Source organism: Pseudomonas coronafaciens pv. oryzae str. 1_6, from assembly GCF_000156995.2.
Lineage (GTDB): Bacteria > Pseudomonadota > Gammaproteobacteria > Pseudomonadales > Pseudomonadaceae > Aquipseudomonas > Aquipseudomonas tremae.
In genome coordinates this window covers 1,324,989-1,343,743 of the sequence record NZ_CP046035.1, presented here as the reverse complement: position 1 = coordinate 1,343,743, position 18,755 = coordinate 1,324,989, and the positions used below count along the sequence as shown (strand labels likewise).

The following is an 18,755-nucleotide window of genomic DNA, read 5'->3' as shown; positions in this document are numbered from 1 at the left end:
CCGGGTCCCTTTGTCGGGGGCTGGATGCTCGGCTGTGGGTGCGACCTGAAGGGCACTACCAAAAGGAAATCGACACTATGAACATGATCAACAACACCGACACGCCGCTGCCTATCGTTATCGAGGGGCACACCTTCAAGCCAAACGCTGAGGGCCTGTGGAGCATTACGGAAATCCATCAGACCTTGGACCTTCCCGAGTCGAAGCGACCGGGCCAATGGGACAATGAGGTTTCCAACCGCCTGCTGTCTTGTGGAAATTTCCACAAGGTGGACAAGGTGGGCTCCTTCGCTGATGAACTGGGGACCATCGCCTACGCAATGTGGGTCTCGACAGACTTTTATCTAATGGTCGCCCGTGCATTCGTGGCAGTGCGTAACCATGCTGTCCGCGAGCTACGCAATAAGGACGCCCTGTTAGACGCCAACATGCCCAAGGCTTCGACCCTTGACATGAAAGCCCGTGGCGCTGGTCTGACATGGACTGAGGCTTGCCGTGTGGCTGGTATACAACAACCACGCCTTGCCCTTGAAGCTCTGGTCTCTGTGAAGGTCTTTGTATACCCAGTAGACAACTTCGGGACTCGTGAGGGGGCGCCACGACCGCCTAAGTCTGGCTTCGATTCTGGTGCTTTCGTTAGGGTCTCATCTGACTTCGGAAACCGTGAAGGCTGGAGAGTAAAGACAGCCGGTCTTGATTGGCTCCGTAGCAAAGCAGAGAAGATCAACCTGACAGTGGCCGAAACGAAGGCCGCGAAGGCCAGAGCCCAGTCCAAAGACAAGACCGACCGCTGGGGCCGAATCGCCAAGTAACCTCAAGGAGAACCTCATGGACACGCTACAGGCTGCCTACTGGGTCTGTCTGGTTGTCCGGCTGCTCTTCTGGCTGTGGGCGCACAGGCCACCGTAAAGACCTTTCGCGTTTTGCCACAAAAATCTGAATGACCACCTCTCATAGACAGACCCAGCGGTTACCCCCGTAGGCCCTCGCGCAGGTCGTTAGCTCAGAGCCGCACGGGCGCGGTAAGGACCCCATTGCGATGACACTCAATGGGCACCTCAGAGGCTCGCCAACTGTCACCAACGCTGTCACCATGTTGTCACCAGAAACGCTTGAGGTCCGCTATGAAGCCCGCTACGCTTGGCCTGCCATCAGTAGCCTCTCAGTTCTGGGCCAACCCGGAAAATTTTGGAAAATACTGGTGGTGAATCATGAGTAGTGCTATTTGCCCATGCGGCAGCGGCGATCTGTTGCTGGCCTGTTGTGGCCACCATCACGCGGGTCAGCCTGCGCCAAGCGCGGAAAAACTGATGCGCTCACGCTACAGTGCCTATGTGCTGGGGCTTACCGATTATCTGGTGCAGACCACCCTGCCAGTACAACAAGCCGCGCTGGACCGCGAAGCCATCGCTCAATGGAGTGCACAAAGCACCTGGCTGGGGCTTGAGGTGGAAAGTGCAGAGGTATTTGGCGGCAAGCCGGAACACGCATTCGTGACCTTCACAGCCCGCTGGCACGATGGCAATGGCGAGCACAGCCATAAGGAGCGCTCGTCATTTGTACAGAATCAGGGCCGTTGGTACTTCATCGACTCAACAGTCCCGCTCAACGCCAGCCGCAACGACGCCTGCCCGTGCGGCAGTGAACAGAAATTCAAGAAATGCTGCTCGGCCTACGTGGCGTGATCTGCACAGCGGGCCGGGTTCATTGGTTGGTGCAAGGAACAGAGGTCATTCCGGGATAATGCGCAGGTGCGAGGTGTCAGGGGCGGCGTCAGGCTCGGGCGTGTCGGCCTGCCCCATGTCGCTGCCCACCGGGGCCAGACTCAACCGGGAAAGGTCCAGCGAGGGTCCAGCCGGCTGCAGCTTTGCAGGCAGCAGATCGACCCCGGCCTCGGCCACCGAATAATCAGGGGCATCGACGTCTGCAAACGCCGCCATGTAAACATCCCGCGGCTTGATCTGCAGGCGCGCCTGAGTGACCGTAGACTTGCGCAGCCAGGTAGGCGCATCAGGCGGCGGCGCCAGCTCGACCTCTTCCATCGGCGGCAGAGCATTCATTTCCAGAACGTAGACCCGCGCACCGGCACGTTCCAGGGTGGCGCGGTATTTTTCGGCGGTCGCCGCATCGAGGTTGTTTTTCAACACCAGTCGACGTCCCGAAAACAGCAATTCCAGGCGTTCGGCGTCCGCCTGAAACAGCTTGGCGAGGTTGGCCCTGACCTTCTCGGGCTGGGCTCCAGCGACCAGTTCAGCGCTGAAGACTATTTCGTAGGCATTCATGGAGACACCGATAAGCACGTCAATAAAAGTATGGCGTAGCGTCAGAGCACGCAACAAGCGCGTTACCCGTGAGCGTCGAGTTGTTAGACTCGGGCTTCAAACGGAGCACATCCATGTTTTTTCAGGCGCACATTACAAGAATCCTGAGCCTTGCGCTGGTCATGTTCAGCTTGAGCGGATGCTCGTTACTGAGCTTTGACAGTCTCAAGGACCCGGAAGTGCATCTGGTGAAAGTCGAGGTCATAAAGGCCAGGCTGACGCATCAGGATTTCAGGCTGTACTTTGAGGTCGACAACCCGAATGACTCGCGTCTGCTGGTGCGAGGGCTCAATTATAAGATCATGCTGAACGAGGCGATGCTGGCCGAGGGCAAATCCAGCGACTGGTTTTTCGTGGAAGGCGACAGCCGCAAAACTCTGTTGATCTCGGTGCGGACCAACCTGTGGCAGCACGCCAGGTACATCGCAAAGTTGCTGAAAAAACCTGATCAGCCCATCCATTATCAGCTTGAGGGCAAACTCAAGACCGGTATTCTGTTTCACAACAATGTGCGCATCTTGCGCTCGGGCGACGTCATTCCCGGCGACCTGATCAAGGATCGCCGCTGACTGGCTCATCACCCGCCCAGTCGGCCCTTGATCAGCTCCATCAGGAACTTCCAGAAATCCGCCGCCCACAACGCCCGGTTGATTGCGCTGATCAATGCCCCACCGAACGAGCCCAGCAGAAAACCCACGCCGGTGATATTGCGCGGCTCTGCGACGCCGAGGTAGTCGCTGGCAATGCCGGTCAGGAACACCGCACAGGCAACGCCCGTTAGCAGGAAAACCATCCAGGCACGCCAGTCGAGCAAGCCTGCCTTGTGCCACCAGCCAGAGATGATCGCGCCCACCAGGCCGGCCACCAGCCATTCGCCACGGTCTACAAAACCATTCAAGAGATCCATCAGCCTGCCTCCGCAAGAGATAACAGCCGTTCAAGAACACAGAAACCCGGGTATATGGGCCTGACGAGCAACCGACAGGACCGTGGGGAATGGAGATCGTCCGGTCTGAAACGTGGGCCGCCCTGACCCGGGTCGCTTCCTTGCGAGAGGTGTGATCGATAATGGGCAGGGTAACGCAGGAATGAGTATATTTAAGCATACTTAAATTATTGATCAATTGCAGCCCGCTGAACGGTCACTGCGCCCTCGGACTCAATGACGCAAGCAAGGGTCACGTCAGGGCGCCTGCCTCAATTGTCGAGGTAGCGCTGCCAGCCAATCCTCACGGAACCGTCCGCCTGACGGTCTACCTGAATACCGGCGGTTTCCTCGATTTCCTGAAGTACGCGTTCCCAGCTCTCCTGTGGTTCGTCATCGCGACGAGTCACGATGACCCACTGGATCTTCTGTACATCAGGCGCCGAAACCAGCCGCTGTATCCGCCTGCCGATCATTTCATAGGCGCGCGACGTGCCTGGCACTGGATTATTGCTGTCCACCATGACATGAAACTCCCGCATAACTGTATATAAATACAGTATTCCGACTACGGGCTATGGGCAAGCGCAATACAGGACGAGTTTAGGGAGCGGCTTCTTCAGAGACACGCTGAAGGCCTTGTTCCGCAAAGCTCACAGCCTGCCGGTCATCCTGACAGCGACACCGATAATGCGACAGTCGGCACCGCACTCGATCATTTTGTACGCCGGGTTGAGCGGTTTCAGGTAGCGAGTGCCACCGTCTTCCACCAGCTTCTTGAACGTCGCCTCGTTGCTGGCGGGCAGCTTGGCGATCACCAGCTTGCCGGGCTGAACATCGGCTTCCGTGTCCACCAGGATCATCATTCCTTCTGGCACGCTGACACCGGTGGGCGCAGTCATGGAATCGCCTTTGACCTCAAGCCAGAATGCTGGCCCCTTGGAGTCGTAGTCGGAAATTTCATAGCGGTCGGAGAACCCGTCAGGGTAAGGCTGCACCGCCTCTTCCCAGGACCCGGCGGAGACCCAACTGATGACCGGATAACGAAACGACATTTTCGGCTGATCGATCATCGCCACGTTGGCGTCGAACTCCTCTTTTTCAGGGCCTTCACCGATTGCCAGCCATTCGGCCCTGAAGCCGGTCGCCCTGGAAAGTGCATAGAGGTTTTCGGGACGCAGGCTTTTGCTCTCGCCGCTGATCCATTGCGTGACGGCAGAATTGGCAACCCCGCAGTACGCGGCAATCTCCCCCTTTCTCATCCCACTGGCGGCAATGGCCTTGGCGATGCGTTCCTGTCTGGTCATGCGATGGGGCTCCAGCGCTGGAAAAATACATGGACGCTGAAATCGTCCGCCTGAAACTAAGCATACTTAAAAAAAACCGTTCAGCGCGAAAAAGATCGCCCCCTTACTGCTTCGCTTCGATTTGCGGGATAATGCGCGCCAGATTGACTGCAGATTTAACAGTGGAGTACCCCGATGAACCAGCAAGCCCATGTTCATGGCCCAGATTGCAACCACGATCACGACCATGATCATCATGACCACCAGCACGCCCACGTTCATGGTCCGAACTGCGGTCACGCTCACCAGGACCCGGTGCGCAATGCCCTGAAGGATGTGGGTCGCAACGATCCATGCCCATGCGGCAGCGACAAGAAATTCAAGAAATGCCACGGCGCATGATGCGCTGAGCGCTTCGACATCGGCCTGCCCCTGCAGGCCGTTTTACTTTGTGACGCACGTCAGCCCGACCGACTTTCGAAGCTGTGGCCCATGGCGGCGTGAGAAACGCAAGGTGACGGGATATGCACACTGCGTCTACTCCTGCAAAATCCTGAAATAAACTAAGCCTTGCCGCTTGCGTGCTGCCTGACTGCTCTCTAACGTAGCGGCTTTTGTACGTGACCCCTTCAGGAGTTTGCTCATGGCCTCGCCAGCCCTTCGTCATTTTCTACCCCGATTCGGCGCTGCCGCCGCTGCGGCGAGTTTCCTGAGCCTTGCCGGCTGCCAGTTGGGCAGCGGTGATCCTGATACCGTACTGCCTGTTTCCGGCACGTTTCCCGTCAAAGGGCTCGCGCAGAACGTTTCAGTGCGCCGCAACAACATGGGCATGCCGCTGATTGAAAGCAGCACTTACCATGACGCACTGTTTACTCTGGGTTACGTACATGCGGGTGATCGCATCAGCCAGATGCTCGGCATGCGCCTGCTGGCGCAGGGCCGTCTGTCGGAAATGGCCGGCCCGGATGCGCTGGACGTCGACCGCCTGATGCGCTCGGTCAACCTCAAACAGAATGCCAGCGATCTGTACAACGCGGCCTCGCCTCGCCTCAAACGCTTCTTCGATGTCTACGCGCGCGGCGTCAACGCGTACCTGTTCCGTTATCGCGACAAGCTGCCAGCCGACATCGCCAGCTCGGGCTACAAACCCGAGTACTGGAAACCCGAGGACTCGGCGCTGATCTTCAGCCTGCTCAACTTCAGCCTGTCGGTAAACCTTCAGGAAGAGCTGTCGTCGCTGGTGCTGGCGCAGAAAGTCGGGGCCGACAAACTCGCCTGGCTGCTGCCAACCTACCCTGACGAAGAGCTGCCGTTTGCCGAGGCCGACAAGCTCAAGGGCCTAAACCTGAATAATCAGATCTCCGACCTTAACGATCTGAGCCGGATTGCCTTGCAGCTTTCCGACCTGAACATGCTTGGCGTCGCGGCTTCGAGCAACTGGGCCATCGCGCCGCAGCGCAGCCGTAACGGCAAGAGCCTGCTGGCCAGCGACATGCAATTGCCTGCAGGGCTCAACTCTGCGTGGAGCTTCGTGCAGATCCGTGCGCCTAAATATCAGGTGTCCGGCGTATCCATTGCGGGCCTGCCTTTGGTCCTCAGTGGCTTCAACGGCAAGCTGGCGTGGAGCATGAGCAACGTCAAAGGCGACAATCAGGACCTGTTTCTGGAGAAGATCAAGCGCGAAGGCAATCGTGTCTCCTACATAGCTGATGGCAAATGGGTGCCTGCCACCGCGCATCAAGAGACCTTTATGGTCAAAGGCGGCAGCCCGCTTCGCGAAACCGTGTACGAAACCCGTCACGGCGCACTGCTCAATGCCAGCGCAACGCAACCCGGCAATGGCCTGAGCCTGGCGCTGCAGGTGCCGAGTTTCAAGGACGACAAGAGCCTGGATGCCTTCTTTGATCTGTCACGCGCACCCAATGTGGAAAAAGCGTTCGACACCAGTCGCGAAATTCGCGCCATCACCCTGAACATGATCTTCGCCGATGCCTCGAACATTGGCTGGCAAGTGACGGGCCGCTTCCCGAATCGTCGTGAAGGCCAGGGCCTGCTGCCTTCGCCAGGCTGGGATGGCAAATACGACTGGGACGGTTTCGCCGACTCAATGCTGCATCCGTATGATCAGGACCCGCGTCAGGGCTGGCTCGCGGCGGCCAACCAGCGCACGATTCCCAAAGGCTATGGCATGCAGCTGTCCAACTCGTGGGGCTACCCGGAACGCGCCGAGCGGATTGCCGAGCTAGCCAACGGCGGCAAACAGGACCTGCGCAGCACCATCGCCATGCAATACGACCAGACCACGACCTTTGCGGCAAAACTCAAGACCATGTTCCAGGCGCCTGGCATGAGCAAGCCACTCAAGCAGGCCATCGACGCCCTGCCGGAAGCCGACCGCAACAAGGCTCGCGAAGCATTCACGCGCCTGATGGCGTTCGACGGCAAGCTCAGCGCCACCTCCGCCGATGCAGCGCTTTACGAGCTGTTTCTGCAGGAAAGCAGCAAACAGATCTTTCTTGATGAACTGGGTCCGGAAACCAGCCCTGCCTGGCAGGCATTGGTAGCCAACGCCAGCTCATCGTACTCGCCGCAGGCCGACCACTTGTTGGGACGCGACGACAGCCCATACTGGGACGACGTCAAAACTCCGCAAAAAGAAGACAAGCCAGCCATCCTGGCACGCAGTCTGGCGGCCGCCATCACCACCGGCGACAGCTTGTTGGGCAGCGATCACAAAGCCTGGCAGTGGGGCAAACTGCATCGCGACAACTGGGCGTCCAGCAACCCGCTGGCCAGGCAACTGGGTGGCGGCGAGTTCAACCGTGGCGCCACGCCAGCGGGCGGTGATCACACCACCTTGAACGTTTCCGGCTTCGAGTGGGGCAAAGGCTTCGACACACGCGTAGCACCCGGCCTGCGCATGATCGTCGACTTCAGTCTGGTCGAACCCATGACCGGCATGATCAACACCGGCCAGTCCGGCAACACGGCCAGCCCGTATTACGCCAACAGCATCGAGCCGTGGCAGAAAGCGCAATACATGTCGATCCCGGTGCAGCAACAGAACTACGAAAAAGGCTATGGCAAACAACGCCTGACACTGACGCCGGGCAAGTAAAGCTCTGCGCCAACGATCAGACGCAGAGCGCCCAGAAATGCGTCCCCACGCTGGAGCGTGGGGACGATAGCGTCTACTCGAGCGCCTATAGTGTTCATTCGGACACATATCGTTGCGCACGCTCCAGCGTGGGAATGCCTTGTGTGATGCTTGGCGTCACAGATCTGTGGCTCGCTGCGTACTCGGGCCTGAACGCGCAAACTCCCCGAACTTTCCCTCCCCGCACCGGCTCATAGCTAACAAGCCCATCCATACGGTTGCCCCATGGATCTTGTCGTTGCTCGTCCTGAAGGTTTGTATTGCCCACCCGGCGATTTCTATATCGATCCGTGGCGTGCGGTGGAGCGAGCGGTCATTACCCATGCTCATGGTGATCACGCCCGCACCGGCAATCAGCATTACCTGTCAGCCGCCAGCGGCGAAGGGATTCTGCGTTCGCGCCTGGGTCAGGACATCAACCTGCAAACCCTTGAGTACGGCGAAACCATCACCCACCACGGCGTAAAACTGAGCCTGCATCCGGCAGGTCATGTACTGGGTTCAGCGCAAGTGCGTCTGGAATACCAAGGTGAGGTCTGGGTTGCTTCAGGAGATTACAAAGTCGAACCGGATGGCACCTGCGCGGCGTTCGAACCGGTGCGCTGCCACACCTTTATCACTGAATCGACCTTCGGCCTGCCGATCTATCGCTGGGCACCACAGGCGCAGATTTTCGACGGCATCAACGAGTGGTGGCGAGGCAATGCGGCTCAAGGCAAAGCCAGCGTGCTGTTTGCCTACTCCTTCGGCAAGGCCCAGCGCATCCTGCACGGCATCGACTCACAGATCGGGCCGATTCTGGTCCATGGTGCCGTCGAGCCCCTGAACCGTGTGTATCGCGAAGGCGGTATCCGTATCCCGGAAACCCAATACGCCGGCGACTTCAAGAAGACCGACCCGGCTCTGCGCCAGGCACTGATCCTAGCTCCGCCCTCCGCCGGGGGCAGCAGCTGGATGAAGCGCTTCGGCGAGTACAGCGATGCGTTTGCCAGCGGGTGGATGATGCTGCGCGGCACTCGACGTCGGCGCGGCGTAGACCGTGGTTTTGTGCTGTCCGATCACGCTGACTGGCCAGGCCTGTTGTGGGCCATCGAGCAGACCGGGGCCGAACGGGTCATGGTCACGCATGGTTCGGTCGGAATACTGGTGCGCTATCTGCGTGAACTGGGGCTGGATGCTCAGGGCTTTAGCACTGAATACGGCGATGAGGAAGACAGCAATCCGGCCACCGCCGAGCCTGAAGTGCCAGGCACTGGCGAGGCGCAGTCATGAGAGCCTTTGCCGAACTGTATTCCCGGCTGGACGCCACTACCTCAAGCAACGCCAAGCTGGCGGCGATGCATGACTATTTTGCAAGCGCCGCCCCTGAGGATGCTGCGTGGGCGGTGTACTTTCTGTCAGGTGGACGTCCGCGCCAGCTGGTGCCGACCCGCGTGCTGCGTGAACAGGCAATGACGCTGGCCAGTCTGCCGGAATGGCTGTTCGAAGAAAGCTATCAGGCCGTTGGCGACCTGGCGGAAACCCTGTCATTGCTGCTGCCGCAGGCCGACCACAGCAACGACGAAGGCCTGGCCACGTGGATGGAGGACAAGCTGTTGCCATTGCGCGGCCTGCCGCCCGAAGAGCTGGCCGCGCGCCTGCCCATGTTCTGGTCGCAACTGGACCGCATCAGTCTGATGGTCTGCATCAAGTTGATCACCGGCAGCTTCCGGGTCGGCGTGTCCAAGCTGCTGGTCACCCGTGCGCTGGCTGCATTGGCCAATATCGACAGCAAGCGTGTGGCACAGCGACTGGTCGGCTATACCGACCTGTCGCATAGACCCAGCGCCGAACGCTATTTGAAACTGATTGCGCCCGAATCGGAGGATGAGCACGCTCAGCGCGGCGGCCAGCCTTATCCGTTTTTTCTCGCACACTCACTGCAACAGCCTGCCGATCAGTTCGAAACGCTGTTGGGTGCTGCCGAAAACTGGCAGGTGGAATGGAAGTGGGACGGGATCAGAGCCCAATTGGTCAAACGTGACGGCAGACTGTGGATATGGTCGCGCGGTGAGGAACTGGTCACTGATCGCTTTCCCGAACTGCACACGCTGGTGCAGTGTCTGCCGGACGGCACAGTGATCGACGGCGAAATCGTAGTCTGGAAGGCACCTGATACCAGCCCTGAATCCACTCCTGACAGTGGCACCGCGTTCGCTCTGGACAGTGGAGCCCTGCAGGCGGCGCCCTCGGTTCAACCTTTTGCATTGCTGCAGCAGCGCATTGGCCGCAAGACCCTGGGCAAGAAGATTCTCGCGGATGTGCCGGTCGTTGTGCTCGCTTATGACCTGCTGGAATGGCAAGGCGACGACTGGCGCAGCAGGCCCCAGCACGAACGTCGCACCCAACTGGAAACCCTGATCGAAAGCTGCCAAAGCGAGGTACTGATGCCCTCCCCGGTGCTCACCGGCAAAGACTGGCTCGATCTGGCCACCCAGCGCGAGGCCTCTCGCAGCCTGGGCGTCGAAGGCATGATGCTCAAGGCCCGCGACTCGTTGTATGGCGTCGGCCGTACCAAGGACATGGGCGTCTGGTGGAAGTGGAAGATCGACCCGTTCAGTGTCGATGCCGTATTGATTTATGCGCAACGGGGTCATGGGAGGCGCGCCAGCCTTTACAGCGATTACACCTTCGCGGTCTGGGACGGCCCGCCTGATGCCAGCGAGCGTACGCTGGTTCCGTTCGCCAAGGCTTACTCGGGGCTGACTGATGAAGAAATGCGCAAAGTGGACGCCATTGTCCGCAAGACCACCGTCGAGAAATTCGGGCCGGTCAGCAGCGTGACACCCACGTTGGTGTTCGAACTCGGTTTCGAGGGTATAGCGTTGTCAAAACGGCACAAGAGCGGTATCGCAGTGCGCTTCCCGCGCATGTTGCGTTGGCGACAGGACAAACCGGTTGCCGAAGCTGACAGTCTGGCGACGCTTCAGGACCTGCTGAACTGACGCACCAGAAAAGTGCGCGCCATATTGCGCGCACCTTTTTGAAACACCCATTACCTCTCTCGTTTGCCCACGCGCTGAAAACCTTCTCCATTCGTTACTAATCTGCCTCCCCGCCTCGACCGCTGCAGCACTTACCTCCACAGCAGGCGCCTGTTAACTGCTCTGGAAACGTGCAAAGGCGGCAGATTGCCAGCCGTTTATATGAAATAGCGACAACGCCTTACATTTCAAACGCATGTTCGTCTCTGTGGTTCGGAAATTGCTATCTTCTGTGTGTCTGGCACTTGCCGGTAGCAAGCTTCGCGTGTTCCCAACGCCCCATTTAAGGTTTTAAGGACTGAACAATGAAAAAAGCATGGCTCACTCTTTCTGCACTGGCTCTGTGCCTCGCCGCCGGTAACTCGATGGCCAAGGAGTACAAGGAACTGCGCTTCGGCGTCGACCCTTCCTACGCGCCGTTCGAATCCAAAGCCGCTGACGGCAGCCTGGTCGGCTTCGATATCGACTTGGGCAACGCTATCTGTAAAGAGCTGAAAGTCACCTGCAAATGGGTTGAAAGCGACTTCGACGGCATGATCCCAGGCCTCAAGGCCCGTAAATTCGATGGCGTTATTTCTTCGATGACCGTGACCCCGGCCCGCGAGAAAGTCATCGACTTCTCCAATGAACTGTTCTCCGGCCCGACCTCGCTGGTGTTCAAGAAAGGTGCAGGCCTGACCGCTGACCCGGCCAGCCTCAAAGGCAAGACCGTGGGCTATGAGCAGGGCACCATTCAGGAAGCCTATGCCAAGGCCGTACTGGACAAGGCAGGCGTATCCACAAAGGCCTACGCCAACCAGGATCAGGTCTACGCCGACCTGACTTCGGGTCGTCTGGACGCCTCGATCCAGGACATGCTGCAAGCCGAACTGGGTTTCCTGAAGTCGCCAGCCGGCGCTGACTACGAAGTCAGCAAGCCTGTCGACAACGAACTGCTGCCAGCCAAGACCGCCATCGGCATCGCCAAGGGCAACAAAGAGCTGAAAGCGCTGCTGGATAAAGGCATCAAGGCAATGCACGATGACGGCACCTACGCCGAAATCCAGAAAAAACACTTCGGCGACCTGAACCTGTACAGCGGAAAATAACACACCGACGCCCATCGATTTCGGCGATGATTCGCCGCCCTGTCGGTGGGCGTTTTTGTCAGCAATGCAAGGCCTATCCATGTTCGATGCACTCATGCAAAACCTGGGACTCTCGGCGCTCAGCCTGAAGGGCTTTGGCCCGCTGTTGCTGGAAGGCACCTGGATGACCATCAAACTGGCTGTTCTGTCGCTCGCGCTGAGTATCGTGCTCGGGCTGATTGGAGCCACGGCCAAACTGTCGAGTTCTGCGCTGTTGCGCATACCGGCGCAAATTTACACAACACTGATCCGCGGTGTACCGGACCTGGTGTTGATGCTACTGATTTTTTACAGCCTGCAAACCTGGCTGACCATGCTGACCGACGCCATGGAATGGGAATACATCGAGATCAACCCGTTCGGCGCAGGCGTCATCACCTTGGGTTTCATTTATGGGGCTTATTTTACCGAGACGTTTCGCGGCGCGATTCTGTCCGTGCCGCGCGGCCAGGTTGAAGCGGCAACTGCTTACGGGTTGAAACGTGGCCAGCGGTTTCGCTATGTCGTGTTCCCGCAAATGATGCGTTACGCGTTGCCGGGCATCGGCAATAACTGGCAAGTGCTGCTCAAGGCCACTGCGCTGGTGTCGATCATCGGTCTGGCCGATCTGGTCAAGGCTTCGCAGGATGCCGGTAAAAGTACCTATCAGCTGTTTTACTTTCTGATACTCGCAGCCTTGATTTACCTGATGATCACCAGCGCCTCGAACCTTGCCCTGCGTTGGGCTGAACGGCATTACGCCGCAGGCAGTCGGGAGGCACAGCGATGATCGAATTGCTTCAGGAATACTGGAAACCCTTCCTTTATACAGACGGCGTGAATGTCACCGGTCTGGCCATGACAATGTGGTTGCTCAGTGCGTCCATCGCTATCGGTTTCTGTGTGTCCATTCCACTGTCCATCGCCCGGGTGTCGACAAAGCGCTGGGTGCGTTGGCCGGTGCAGTTCTACACCTACCTGTTTCGCGGCACTCCGCTCTATATACAGCTGCTGATCTGCTACACCGGTATTTACAGCCTTGCCGCGGTACGCGAGCAACCGGTTCTGGATGCTTTTTTTCGTGATGCAATGAACTGCACCATTCTGGCGTTTGCGCTGAACACGTGCGCGTACACCACGGAAATCTTCGCCGGTGCGATCCGCAGCATGGCCCATGGCGAAGTAGAGGCTGCCAAGGCCTACGGTCTGACAGGCTGGAAACTCTACACCTACGTGATCATGCCTTCGGCACTGCGGCGCTCGCTGCCGTATTACAGCAACGAAGTGATCTTGATGCTGCACTCGACTACTGTGGCCTTCACCGCCACGGTGCCGGACATATTGAAGGTCGCGCGGGATGCCAACTCCGCAACATTCATGACCTTCCAGTCGTTCGGCATCGCCGCGGCCATGTACCTGACCGTGACGTTCATTCTGGTCGGGCTGTTCCGCCTTGCCGAGCGCCGCTGGCTGGCCTTTCTCGGCCCGGCCCATTAATCAGGACTGAACATGCGTCATCACACTCATGAGCTGCTGTCGCCGGTACCTGGTACGGGTCGGCAGATCCACAGCTTTCATTACGGGCCGCGCCAGGGTTCGGGCAAGGTCTATATCCAGGCCTCGCTGCACGCCGACGAGCTGCCGGGAATGCTGGTTGCCTGGTACCTGAAACAGCGTCTGGCCGAGCTGGAAAATGCCGGGCGCCTGCTGGGGGAGATCGTCGTGGTGCCCGTCGCCAACCCGATCGGCCTGGAACAGGTGCTGATGGACACGCCGCTGGGCCGTTACGAGCTGGAGAGCGGGCAGAATTTCAATCGCGGCTTCAGCGACCTTGGCGCGCAGGTCGGTGATGATATCGAAGCCCGACTGACCGCCGACGCAGGGCAGAACCTTACCCTTGTACGTGAAAGCCTGCTGACGGCCTTGAATGCTCTGACCCCGGCAACTCAGCTGGAATCGCTACGCCTGACACTGCAAAGGCTGGCTTGCGACGCTGACGTGGTGCTCGACCTGCACTGTGATTTCGAATCGGTGGAGCACCTGTACACCACGCCCGAGGCTTGGCCGAAAGTCGAGGCGCTGTCGCGTTATCTGGGCGCGCAAGCCAGTCTGCTGGCCACCGACTCGGGTGGTCAGTCGTTCGACGAATGCTTCACGCTGGTCTGGTGGCAACTGCAGCAACGTTTTGGCGAACGGTTTCCAATACCAATGGGCAGTTTTTCGGTGACGCTGGAGCTACGCGGCCAGGGCGATGTCAGCCATGCCCTCGCCAGCCGCGACTGTCAGGCGATCATTCATTACCTGATCGACGCGGGTGTCATCGACGGCGAGCCCTCGCCACTTCCTGAATTGCTTTACCCTGCGACGCCCCTGGCAGCGGTCGAACCGGTCGCCACGCCGGTGGGCGGCCTGCTGGTGTTCTGCGCGTTACCCGGCGAATACGTCGAGGCCGGCCAGTTGATTGCCGAGGTCATCGACCCGATCAGCGACGCCGTGACCAGCATTCGGGCCCTGAACGCTGGCCTGCTGTATGCACGCTCGATACGTCGCATGGCGACGGCGGGCATGGTCATCGCGCACATCGCTGGCACCCGGGCCTATCGCAGCGGCTACCTACTTTCTCCTTGAGGACCTGTCATGTACAAACTGACCATCGATGGCCTGCACAAAAGCTATGGCGACAACAAAGTGCTCAAAGGCGTATCGCTCAAGGCCAGCAGCGGTGACGTGATCTGTCTGATCGGGGCCAGCGGCTCGGGCAAGAGCACGTTTTTGCGCTGTATCAACTTTCTTGAACAGCCCAACGACGGGGCCATGAGCCTGGATGGCAAGCAAGTGCGCATGGTCAGCGACAAGGACGGCATGCGCGTGGCCGACGCGGATGAATTGCAACGTATCCGTACGCGTCTGGCGATGGTGTTTCAGCACTTCAACCTGTGGGCGCACATGACCGTGCTGGAAAACATCACCATGGCGCCGCGCCGGGTGCTGGGCGTACCCAAGGCCGAAGCCGAAGCCCGCGCGCGTAAGTACTTGGAAAAAGTCGGCCTGCCAGAGCGTGTTGCCGATCAATACCCGGCGTTCCTGTCCGGCGGTCAGCAACAGCGCGTGGCCATTGCCCGTGCACTGGCGATGGAACCGGAAATAATGCTGTTCGACGAACCGACTTCGGCGCTTGATCCGGAATTGGTCGGTGAAGTGCTGAAAGTCATTCAAGGCCTGGCCGAAGAAGGCCGGACCATGATTCTGGTCACCCACGAGATGGGCTTTGCGCGCAAGGTCGCCAGTCAGGTGGTGTTCCTGCATCAGGGTCAGATCGAAGAATCCGGCCACCCGGACGAGGTGCTCAACAACCCGAAAAGCGAGCGTCTGCAGCAGTTTTTGAGTGGCAATCTGAAATAACGCGGGTTGTTGTGTAAAGCGCCAAGAGCAAGAAACACGAGCTTCTGCCCGCAGGGCGTAGGAGCGGACTTGTCCGCGATGGGCTGCGAAGCCGCCCTGAAACCTGCTACCTCGACCGTGTCTGGTACACCAAGGCGGCTGGTTTTACTGCCGGTTCCCTGCAGTTCGCGGACAAGTCCGCTCCCACATTAAATATCGCGGACAGGCGAAGCGTCGCCTGGTCCGCGCCTGCATCCTGGGAGAGCCCCATAACCATTTAAAACTATTACCCTTTCTTAGCTGTCTCTGACTTAACGCCACTCAGAGCACACGCAAACGGATGAGCAGACCCACCGATTTCGCCAAACGATGGTTTCTCGGCCGAGGCTGGAAGCCGTTCGCGTTTCAGAAGGAAGTCTGGGCGGCGGTGAAGAAGGGAGAGTCCGGCCTGTTGCATGCCAGCACGGGCTCGGGCAAGACCTACGCTGCGTGGTTTGCTGCCCTCAATCGATTTGCCAAAGCCAATACCCTTACCGCCGATAAAATACCCCGCAAACGCAAACCGCCCGCCGCCCCTCTGAGCGTCATGTGGATAACACCCATGCGTGCGCTGGCAGCCGATACCGCCCGCGCCCTTGAGGCGCCCCTGGCCGAGCTGGATATTCCGTGGTCGGTGGGGCTGCGAACCGGCGACACCAGCGGCAGCGAGCGCGCTCGTCAGAGCCGACGCCTGCCCTCGGCACTGATTACCACGCCAGAAAGCCTGACGCTGTTGCTCACCCGCGCCGATGCGCAGGCCGCCCTGTCGACGCTGAAAATGGTGGTGGTGGACGAATGGCACGAACTCATCGGTAACAAGCGCGGCGTCCAGTTACAACTGGCGCTGGCCCGCTTGCGCCATTGGAACCCGCAACTGATTGTCTGGGGTATTTCCGCCACGCTGGGCAACCAGGAGCATGCGCAACAGGTGCTGATCGGCGAAGGCGGCATGACCGTGCAAGGCAAGATCGTCAAGGACTTACAGGTCGATACGCTGTTGCCGCCCTCCATCGAACGCTTCCCGTGGGCCGGGCACATGGGCCTGCGCATGTTGCCGCAAGTCGTCGCGGAGGTGGACAGCAGCGCCAGTTGCCTGGTCTTCACCAATACCCGCGCGCAATCGGAAATCTGGTATCAGGCGCTGCTCGAAGCACGTCCCGACTGGGCTGGGCTGATAGCTCTGCATCATGGGTCGCTGGCCCGGGAAGTCCGTGACTGGGTCGAGCGCGCCTTGAAAGAAGGTGCGCTCAAGGCCGTGGTGTGTACCTCCAGCCTGGACCTTGGCGTGGATTTTCTGCCGGTCGAGCGTGTGCTGCAGATCGGCTCACCCAAAGGTGTCGCGCGCCTGATGCAGCGTGCCGGACGCTCGGGCCATGCGCCAGGTCGCCCTTCTCGCGTGACGCTGGTGCCGACGCACAGCCTGGAACTGGTCGAAGCCGCTGCCGCCCATGATGCGGTCGCCGCCAGAATGATCGAGCCGCGCGAGTCGCCACACCAACCGCTGGACGTGTTGGTCCAGCACCTGGTCAGCATCGCGCTGGGCGGTGGCTTCCTTCCCGATGATTTGCTGGCCGAGGTGCGCAGCGCCTGGGCTTACCGCGACCTGAGCGACGAGCAATGGCAGTGGGCGCTGGCATTCGTGCGCAACGGCGGTCACTCCCTCACCGCCTACCCCGACTACCGCCGCACCGAACCGGACGAGCTCGGTATCTGGCGAGTGCCGGATGCACGCCTGGCGCGCCGCCATCGCATGAGCGTCGGGACAATTGTCAGCGAAGCCACTGTAAACCTGAAGTACTGGAAAAAAGGCGGCGGTGGCGGCTCGCTGGGCAGCGTGGAGGAAGGCTTTATCGCCAGGCTCAAACCCGGTGACGGATTTCTGTTTGGCGGCCGCCTGCTGGAGTTGGTCCGCGTGGAAAACATGACCGCGTACGTCAAAAAGGCCACTGGCAAGAAAGCCGCCGTACCTCGCTGGAATGGCGGACGAATGCCCCTGTCCAGCGAGCTGGCGGATGCGGTGGTGGAAAAATTCGATGCCGCCGCCCATGGCGATTTCAACAGCCCGGAAATGCAGGCCATCAAACCGCTGCTGGAGGTGCAGCAGCAGTGGTCCGGCCTGCCGCGACGCGACACATTGCTGGCCGAAACGCTGAAGTCTCGCGAAGGCTGGCACCTTTTTCTGTACCCGTTCGCTGGCCGACATGTTCATCTGGGGTTGGGCAGCCTGCTGGCATGGCGCTTGAGTCGCCATCGACCACTGACCTTTTCCATCGCGGTCAACGACTACGGCCTGGAACTGCTCAGTGCCAGCGAGATTGACTGGGCCGAAGCATTACAGGCCGACCTGTTTAGCGAAAAGGACCTGCTGGCCGACATCATTGCCAGCCTGAATGCGGGCGAACTGGCGTTGCGGCGGTTTCGCGAAATCGCCCGGATCTCGGGCCTGGTGTTTTCCGGTTATCCCGGTGCAGCCAAAAGCAATCGTCAGCTTCAGGCATCCAGCGGGCTGTTTTTTGAGGTCTTCAAGCAATACGACGCTGACAATATGCTGTTGACTCAGGCCGAGCAGGAAGTGCTGCGCCAGGAACTGGATCTGCAACGCCTTGAACTGACGCTGCGCCAGATCAATAGCCGCAGGCTGGACCTGCATGCGATCAAGCGCGCCACGCCTCTGGCCTTTCCGCTGCTGGTCGAACGTTTTCGCGAAAGTCTCAGCTCGGAAAAACTTGCCGACCGCATCGCACGTATGGTCCGCGACCTTGAAAAAGCCGCAGGCCCGGAGCATGAGCAATGAAGCCTTATCTGCCTGTCACGTTGGCAGGAGAAGAACTATGGCTGCTGGCTGACAAGGCCATTTACTACCCCGCCGAGCGAACGCTGCTGATCGCCGACGCGCACTTCGGTAAAGCGGCGGCCTACCGCAAGCTGGGTCAGCCAGTGCCGCATGGCACCACACAGACCAACCTGCGGCGGCTGGACACCCTGCTGAACACCTACGCCTGTGATCAGCTGATTTTTCTCGGAGACTTCCTGCACGCCCCGGAATCACACGCTGCCGGCACACTCGCCGCACTGGAGCAATGGCGCGCAGAGCGCTCGACGTTGAAGATCACCCTGATTCGCGGCAACCATGACAAACGGGCAGGAGATCCACCGGCTTACCTGGGGATAAATGTGGTCGCCGACCCCTTGGTACTCGGTCCTTTTGCGCTGCAGCATGAACCTGACCCGCATCCCACGCTTCACGTGCTGGCTGGCCACGTTCATCCCGTCTACCGGTTACATGGTCGAGGCCGACAAAGCCTGCGCCTGGCGTGCTTCTACCTCGGTCAACGCGTCAGCCTGTTGCCCGCCTTTGGCGAGTTCACCGGCGGGTTTCGTATTCAGCCGATAGAAAACACCCAAGTCTATGTCACCGGTGGCGATGCGGTGTGGCGCGTGGTCTGACTGCCGTTGGGCCAAAGCACAGAAAGCAGACGTGAAAACGCCCGCTCCCCGAAACAGGAAGCGGGCGATG

The 18,755-nt window shown here is 59.5% G+C and carries 18 protein-coding genes; 14 read left to right on the top strand and 4 right to left on the bottom strand.

Going from position 1 to position 18,755, the window contains the following annotated elements; translation table 11 throughout:
- The first annotated feature begins 77 nt into the window (after nucleotides 1-77).
- Both POR16_RS06015 and POR16_RS06010 read left to right on the top strand, forming a co-directional pair.
- On the top strand, nucleotides 78-812 hold the full coding sequence (locus POR16_RS06015; protein ID WP_005889395.1) for a hypothetical protein: 735 nt from the start codon (nucleotides 78-80) through the stop codon (nucleotides 810-812).
- A 399-nt stretch (nucleotides 813-1,211) separates the two neighbouring features.
- Nucleotides 1,212-1,685 (top strand): YchJ family protein, encoded by a 474-nt coding sequence (locus tag POR16_RS06010; protein WP_005889394.1) that lies wholly within the window; start codon nucleotides 1,212-1,214, stop codon nucleotides 1,683-1,685.
- 45 nt (nucleotides 1,686-1,730) lie between these two features.
- On the opposite strand, the gene POR16_RS06005 is transcribed toward POR16_RS06010, so the two are convergent.
- Nucleotides 1,731-2,282, bottom strand: coding sequence for a hypothetical protein (locus POR16_RS06005; protein WP_005889393.1), 552 nt, complete (start codon nucleotides 2,280-2,282; stop codon nucleotides 1,731-1,733).
- Nucleotides 2,283-2,395: 113 nt separating this feature from the next.
- On the opposite strand from POR16_RS06005, the gene POR16_RS06000 reads away from it, so the two are divergent.
- On the top strand, nucleotides 2,396-2,890 hold the full coding sequence (locus POR16_RS06000) for an LEA/WHy family protein (protein WP_005889392.1): 495 nt from the start codon (nucleotides 2,396-2,398) through the stop codon (nucleotides 2,888-2,890).
- Nucleotides 2,891-2,898: 8 nt separating this feature from the next.
- Here the strand turns inward: POR16_RS06000 and POR16_RS05995 are convergent, their stop codons facing one another.
- The 3 genes from POR16_RS05995 to POR16_RS05985 form a co-directional block, all read right to left on the bottom strand.
- Nucleotides 2,899-3,228, bottom strand: a complete 330-nt coding sequence (locus tag POR16_RS05995) for a hypothetical protein (protein ID WP_005889391.1) — start codon at nucleotides 3,226-3,228, stop codon at nucleotides 2,899-2,901.
- 290 nt (nucleotides 3,229-3,518) lie between these two features.
- On the bottom strand, nucleotides 3,519-3,770 hold the full coding sequence (locus tag POR16_RS05990) for a DUF1654 domain-containing protein (RefSeq protein ID WP_005889390.1): 252 nt from the start codon (nucleotides 3,768-3,770) through the stop codon (nucleotides 3,519-3,521).
- A gap of 129 nt (nucleotides 3,771-3,899) precedes the next feature.
- Nucleotides 3,900-4,553, bottom strand: coding sequence for a LexA family protein (locus POR16_RS05985; RefSeq protein WP_005889388.1), 654 nt, complete (start codon nucleotides 4,551-4,553; stop codon nucleotides 3,900-3,902).
- Between the two features lie 174 nt (nucleotides 4,554-4,727).
- Between POR16_RS05985 and POR16_RS05980 the strand changes: the two genes are divergently transcribed.
- From POR16_RS05980 to pdeM, 11 genes are all read left to right on the top strand, one after another.
- The gene (locus POR16_RS05980) at nucleotides 4,728-4,934 is read left to right on the top strand and encodes an SEC-C metal-binding domain-containing protein (RefSeq protein WP_032618888.1); all 207 of its coding nucleotides are present in this window, start codon (nucleotides 4,728-4,730) and stop codon (nucleotides 4,932-4,934) included.
- A gap of 241 nt (nucleotides 4,935-5,175) precedes the next feature.
- Complete coding sequence (locus POR16_RS05975; protein WP_005889383.1) at nucleotides 5,176-7,650, top strand: penicillin acylase family protein; 2,475 nt, start codon at nucleotides 5,176-5,178, stop codon at nucleotides 7,648-7,650.
- Nucleotides 7,651-7,914: 264 nt separating this feature from the next.
- Nucleotides 7,915-8,961, top strand: coding sequence for a ligase-associated DNA damage response exonuclease (locus POR16_RS05965; RefSeq protein WP_005889381.1), 1,047 nt, complete (start codon nucleotides 7,915-7,917; stop codon nucleotides 8,959-8,961).
- A complete protein-coding gene (locus POR16_RS05960; protein ID WP_005889379.1) occupies nucleotides 8,958-10,673 on the top strand; it encodes an ATP-dependent DNA ligase in 1,716 nt (571 codons plus the stop codon). The genes POR16_RS05965 and POR16_RS05960 overlap by 4 nt, the downstream gene beginning before the upstream one ends.
- Before the next feature lie 344 nt (nucleotides 10,674-11,017).
- Complete coding sequence (locus POR16_RS05955; protein WP_005889377.1) at nucleotides 11,018-11,800, top strand: transporter substrate-binding domain-containing protein; 783 nt, start codon at nucleotides 11,018-11,020, stop codon at nucleotides 11,798-11,800.
- A 79-nt stretch (nucleotides 11,801-11,879) separates the two neighbouring features.
- The gene (locus POR16_RS05950) at nucleotides 11,880-12,608 is read left to right on the top strand and encodes an ABC transporter permease (RefSeq protein ID WP_005889375.1); all 729 of its coding nucleotides are present in this window, start codon (nucleotides 11,880-11,882) and stop codon (nucleotides 12,606-12,608) included.
- Nucleotides 12,605-13,315, top strand: coding sequence for an ABC transporter permease (locus POR16_RS05945; protein ID WP_005889373.1), 711 nt, complete (start codon nucleotides 12,605-12,607; stop codon nucleotides 13,313-13,315). The genes POR16_RS05950 and POR16_RS05945 overlap by 4 nt, the downstream gene beginning before the upstream one ends.
- Before the next feature lie 12 nt (nucleotides 13,316-13,327).
- Nucleotides 13,328-14,446, top strand: coding sequence for a succinylglutamate desuccinylase/aspartoacylase family protein (locus POR16_RS05940; protein ID WP_122381065.1), 1,119 nt, complete (start codon nucleotides 13,328-13,330; stop codon nucleotides 14,444-14,446).
- Nucleotides 14,447-14,455: 9 nt separating this feature from the next.
- A complete protein-coding gene (locus POR16_RS05935) occupies nucleotides 14,456-15,220 on the top strand; it encodes an ABC transporter ATP-binding protein (protein WP_002554833.1) in 765 nt (254 codons plus the stop codon).
- Between the two features lie 319 nt (nucleotides 15,221-15,539).
- On the top strand, nucleotides 15,540-18,032 hold the full coding sequence (locus tag POR16_RS05930; RefSeq protein WP_005889368.1) for a ligase-associated DNA damage response DEXH box helicase: 2,493 nt from the start codon (nucleotides 15,540-15,542) through the stop codon (nucleotides 18,030-18,032).
- Entirely contained in the window at nucleotides 18,029-18,685 is a 657-nt protein-coding gene (gene pdeM / locus POR16_RS05925) for a ligase-associated DNA damage response endonuclease PdeM (protein ID WP_005889367.1), read from the top strand. Before POR16_RS05930 ends, pdeM begins: the two co-directional genes overlap by 4 nt.
- Nucleotides 18,686-18,755: the final 70 nt, after the last annotated feature.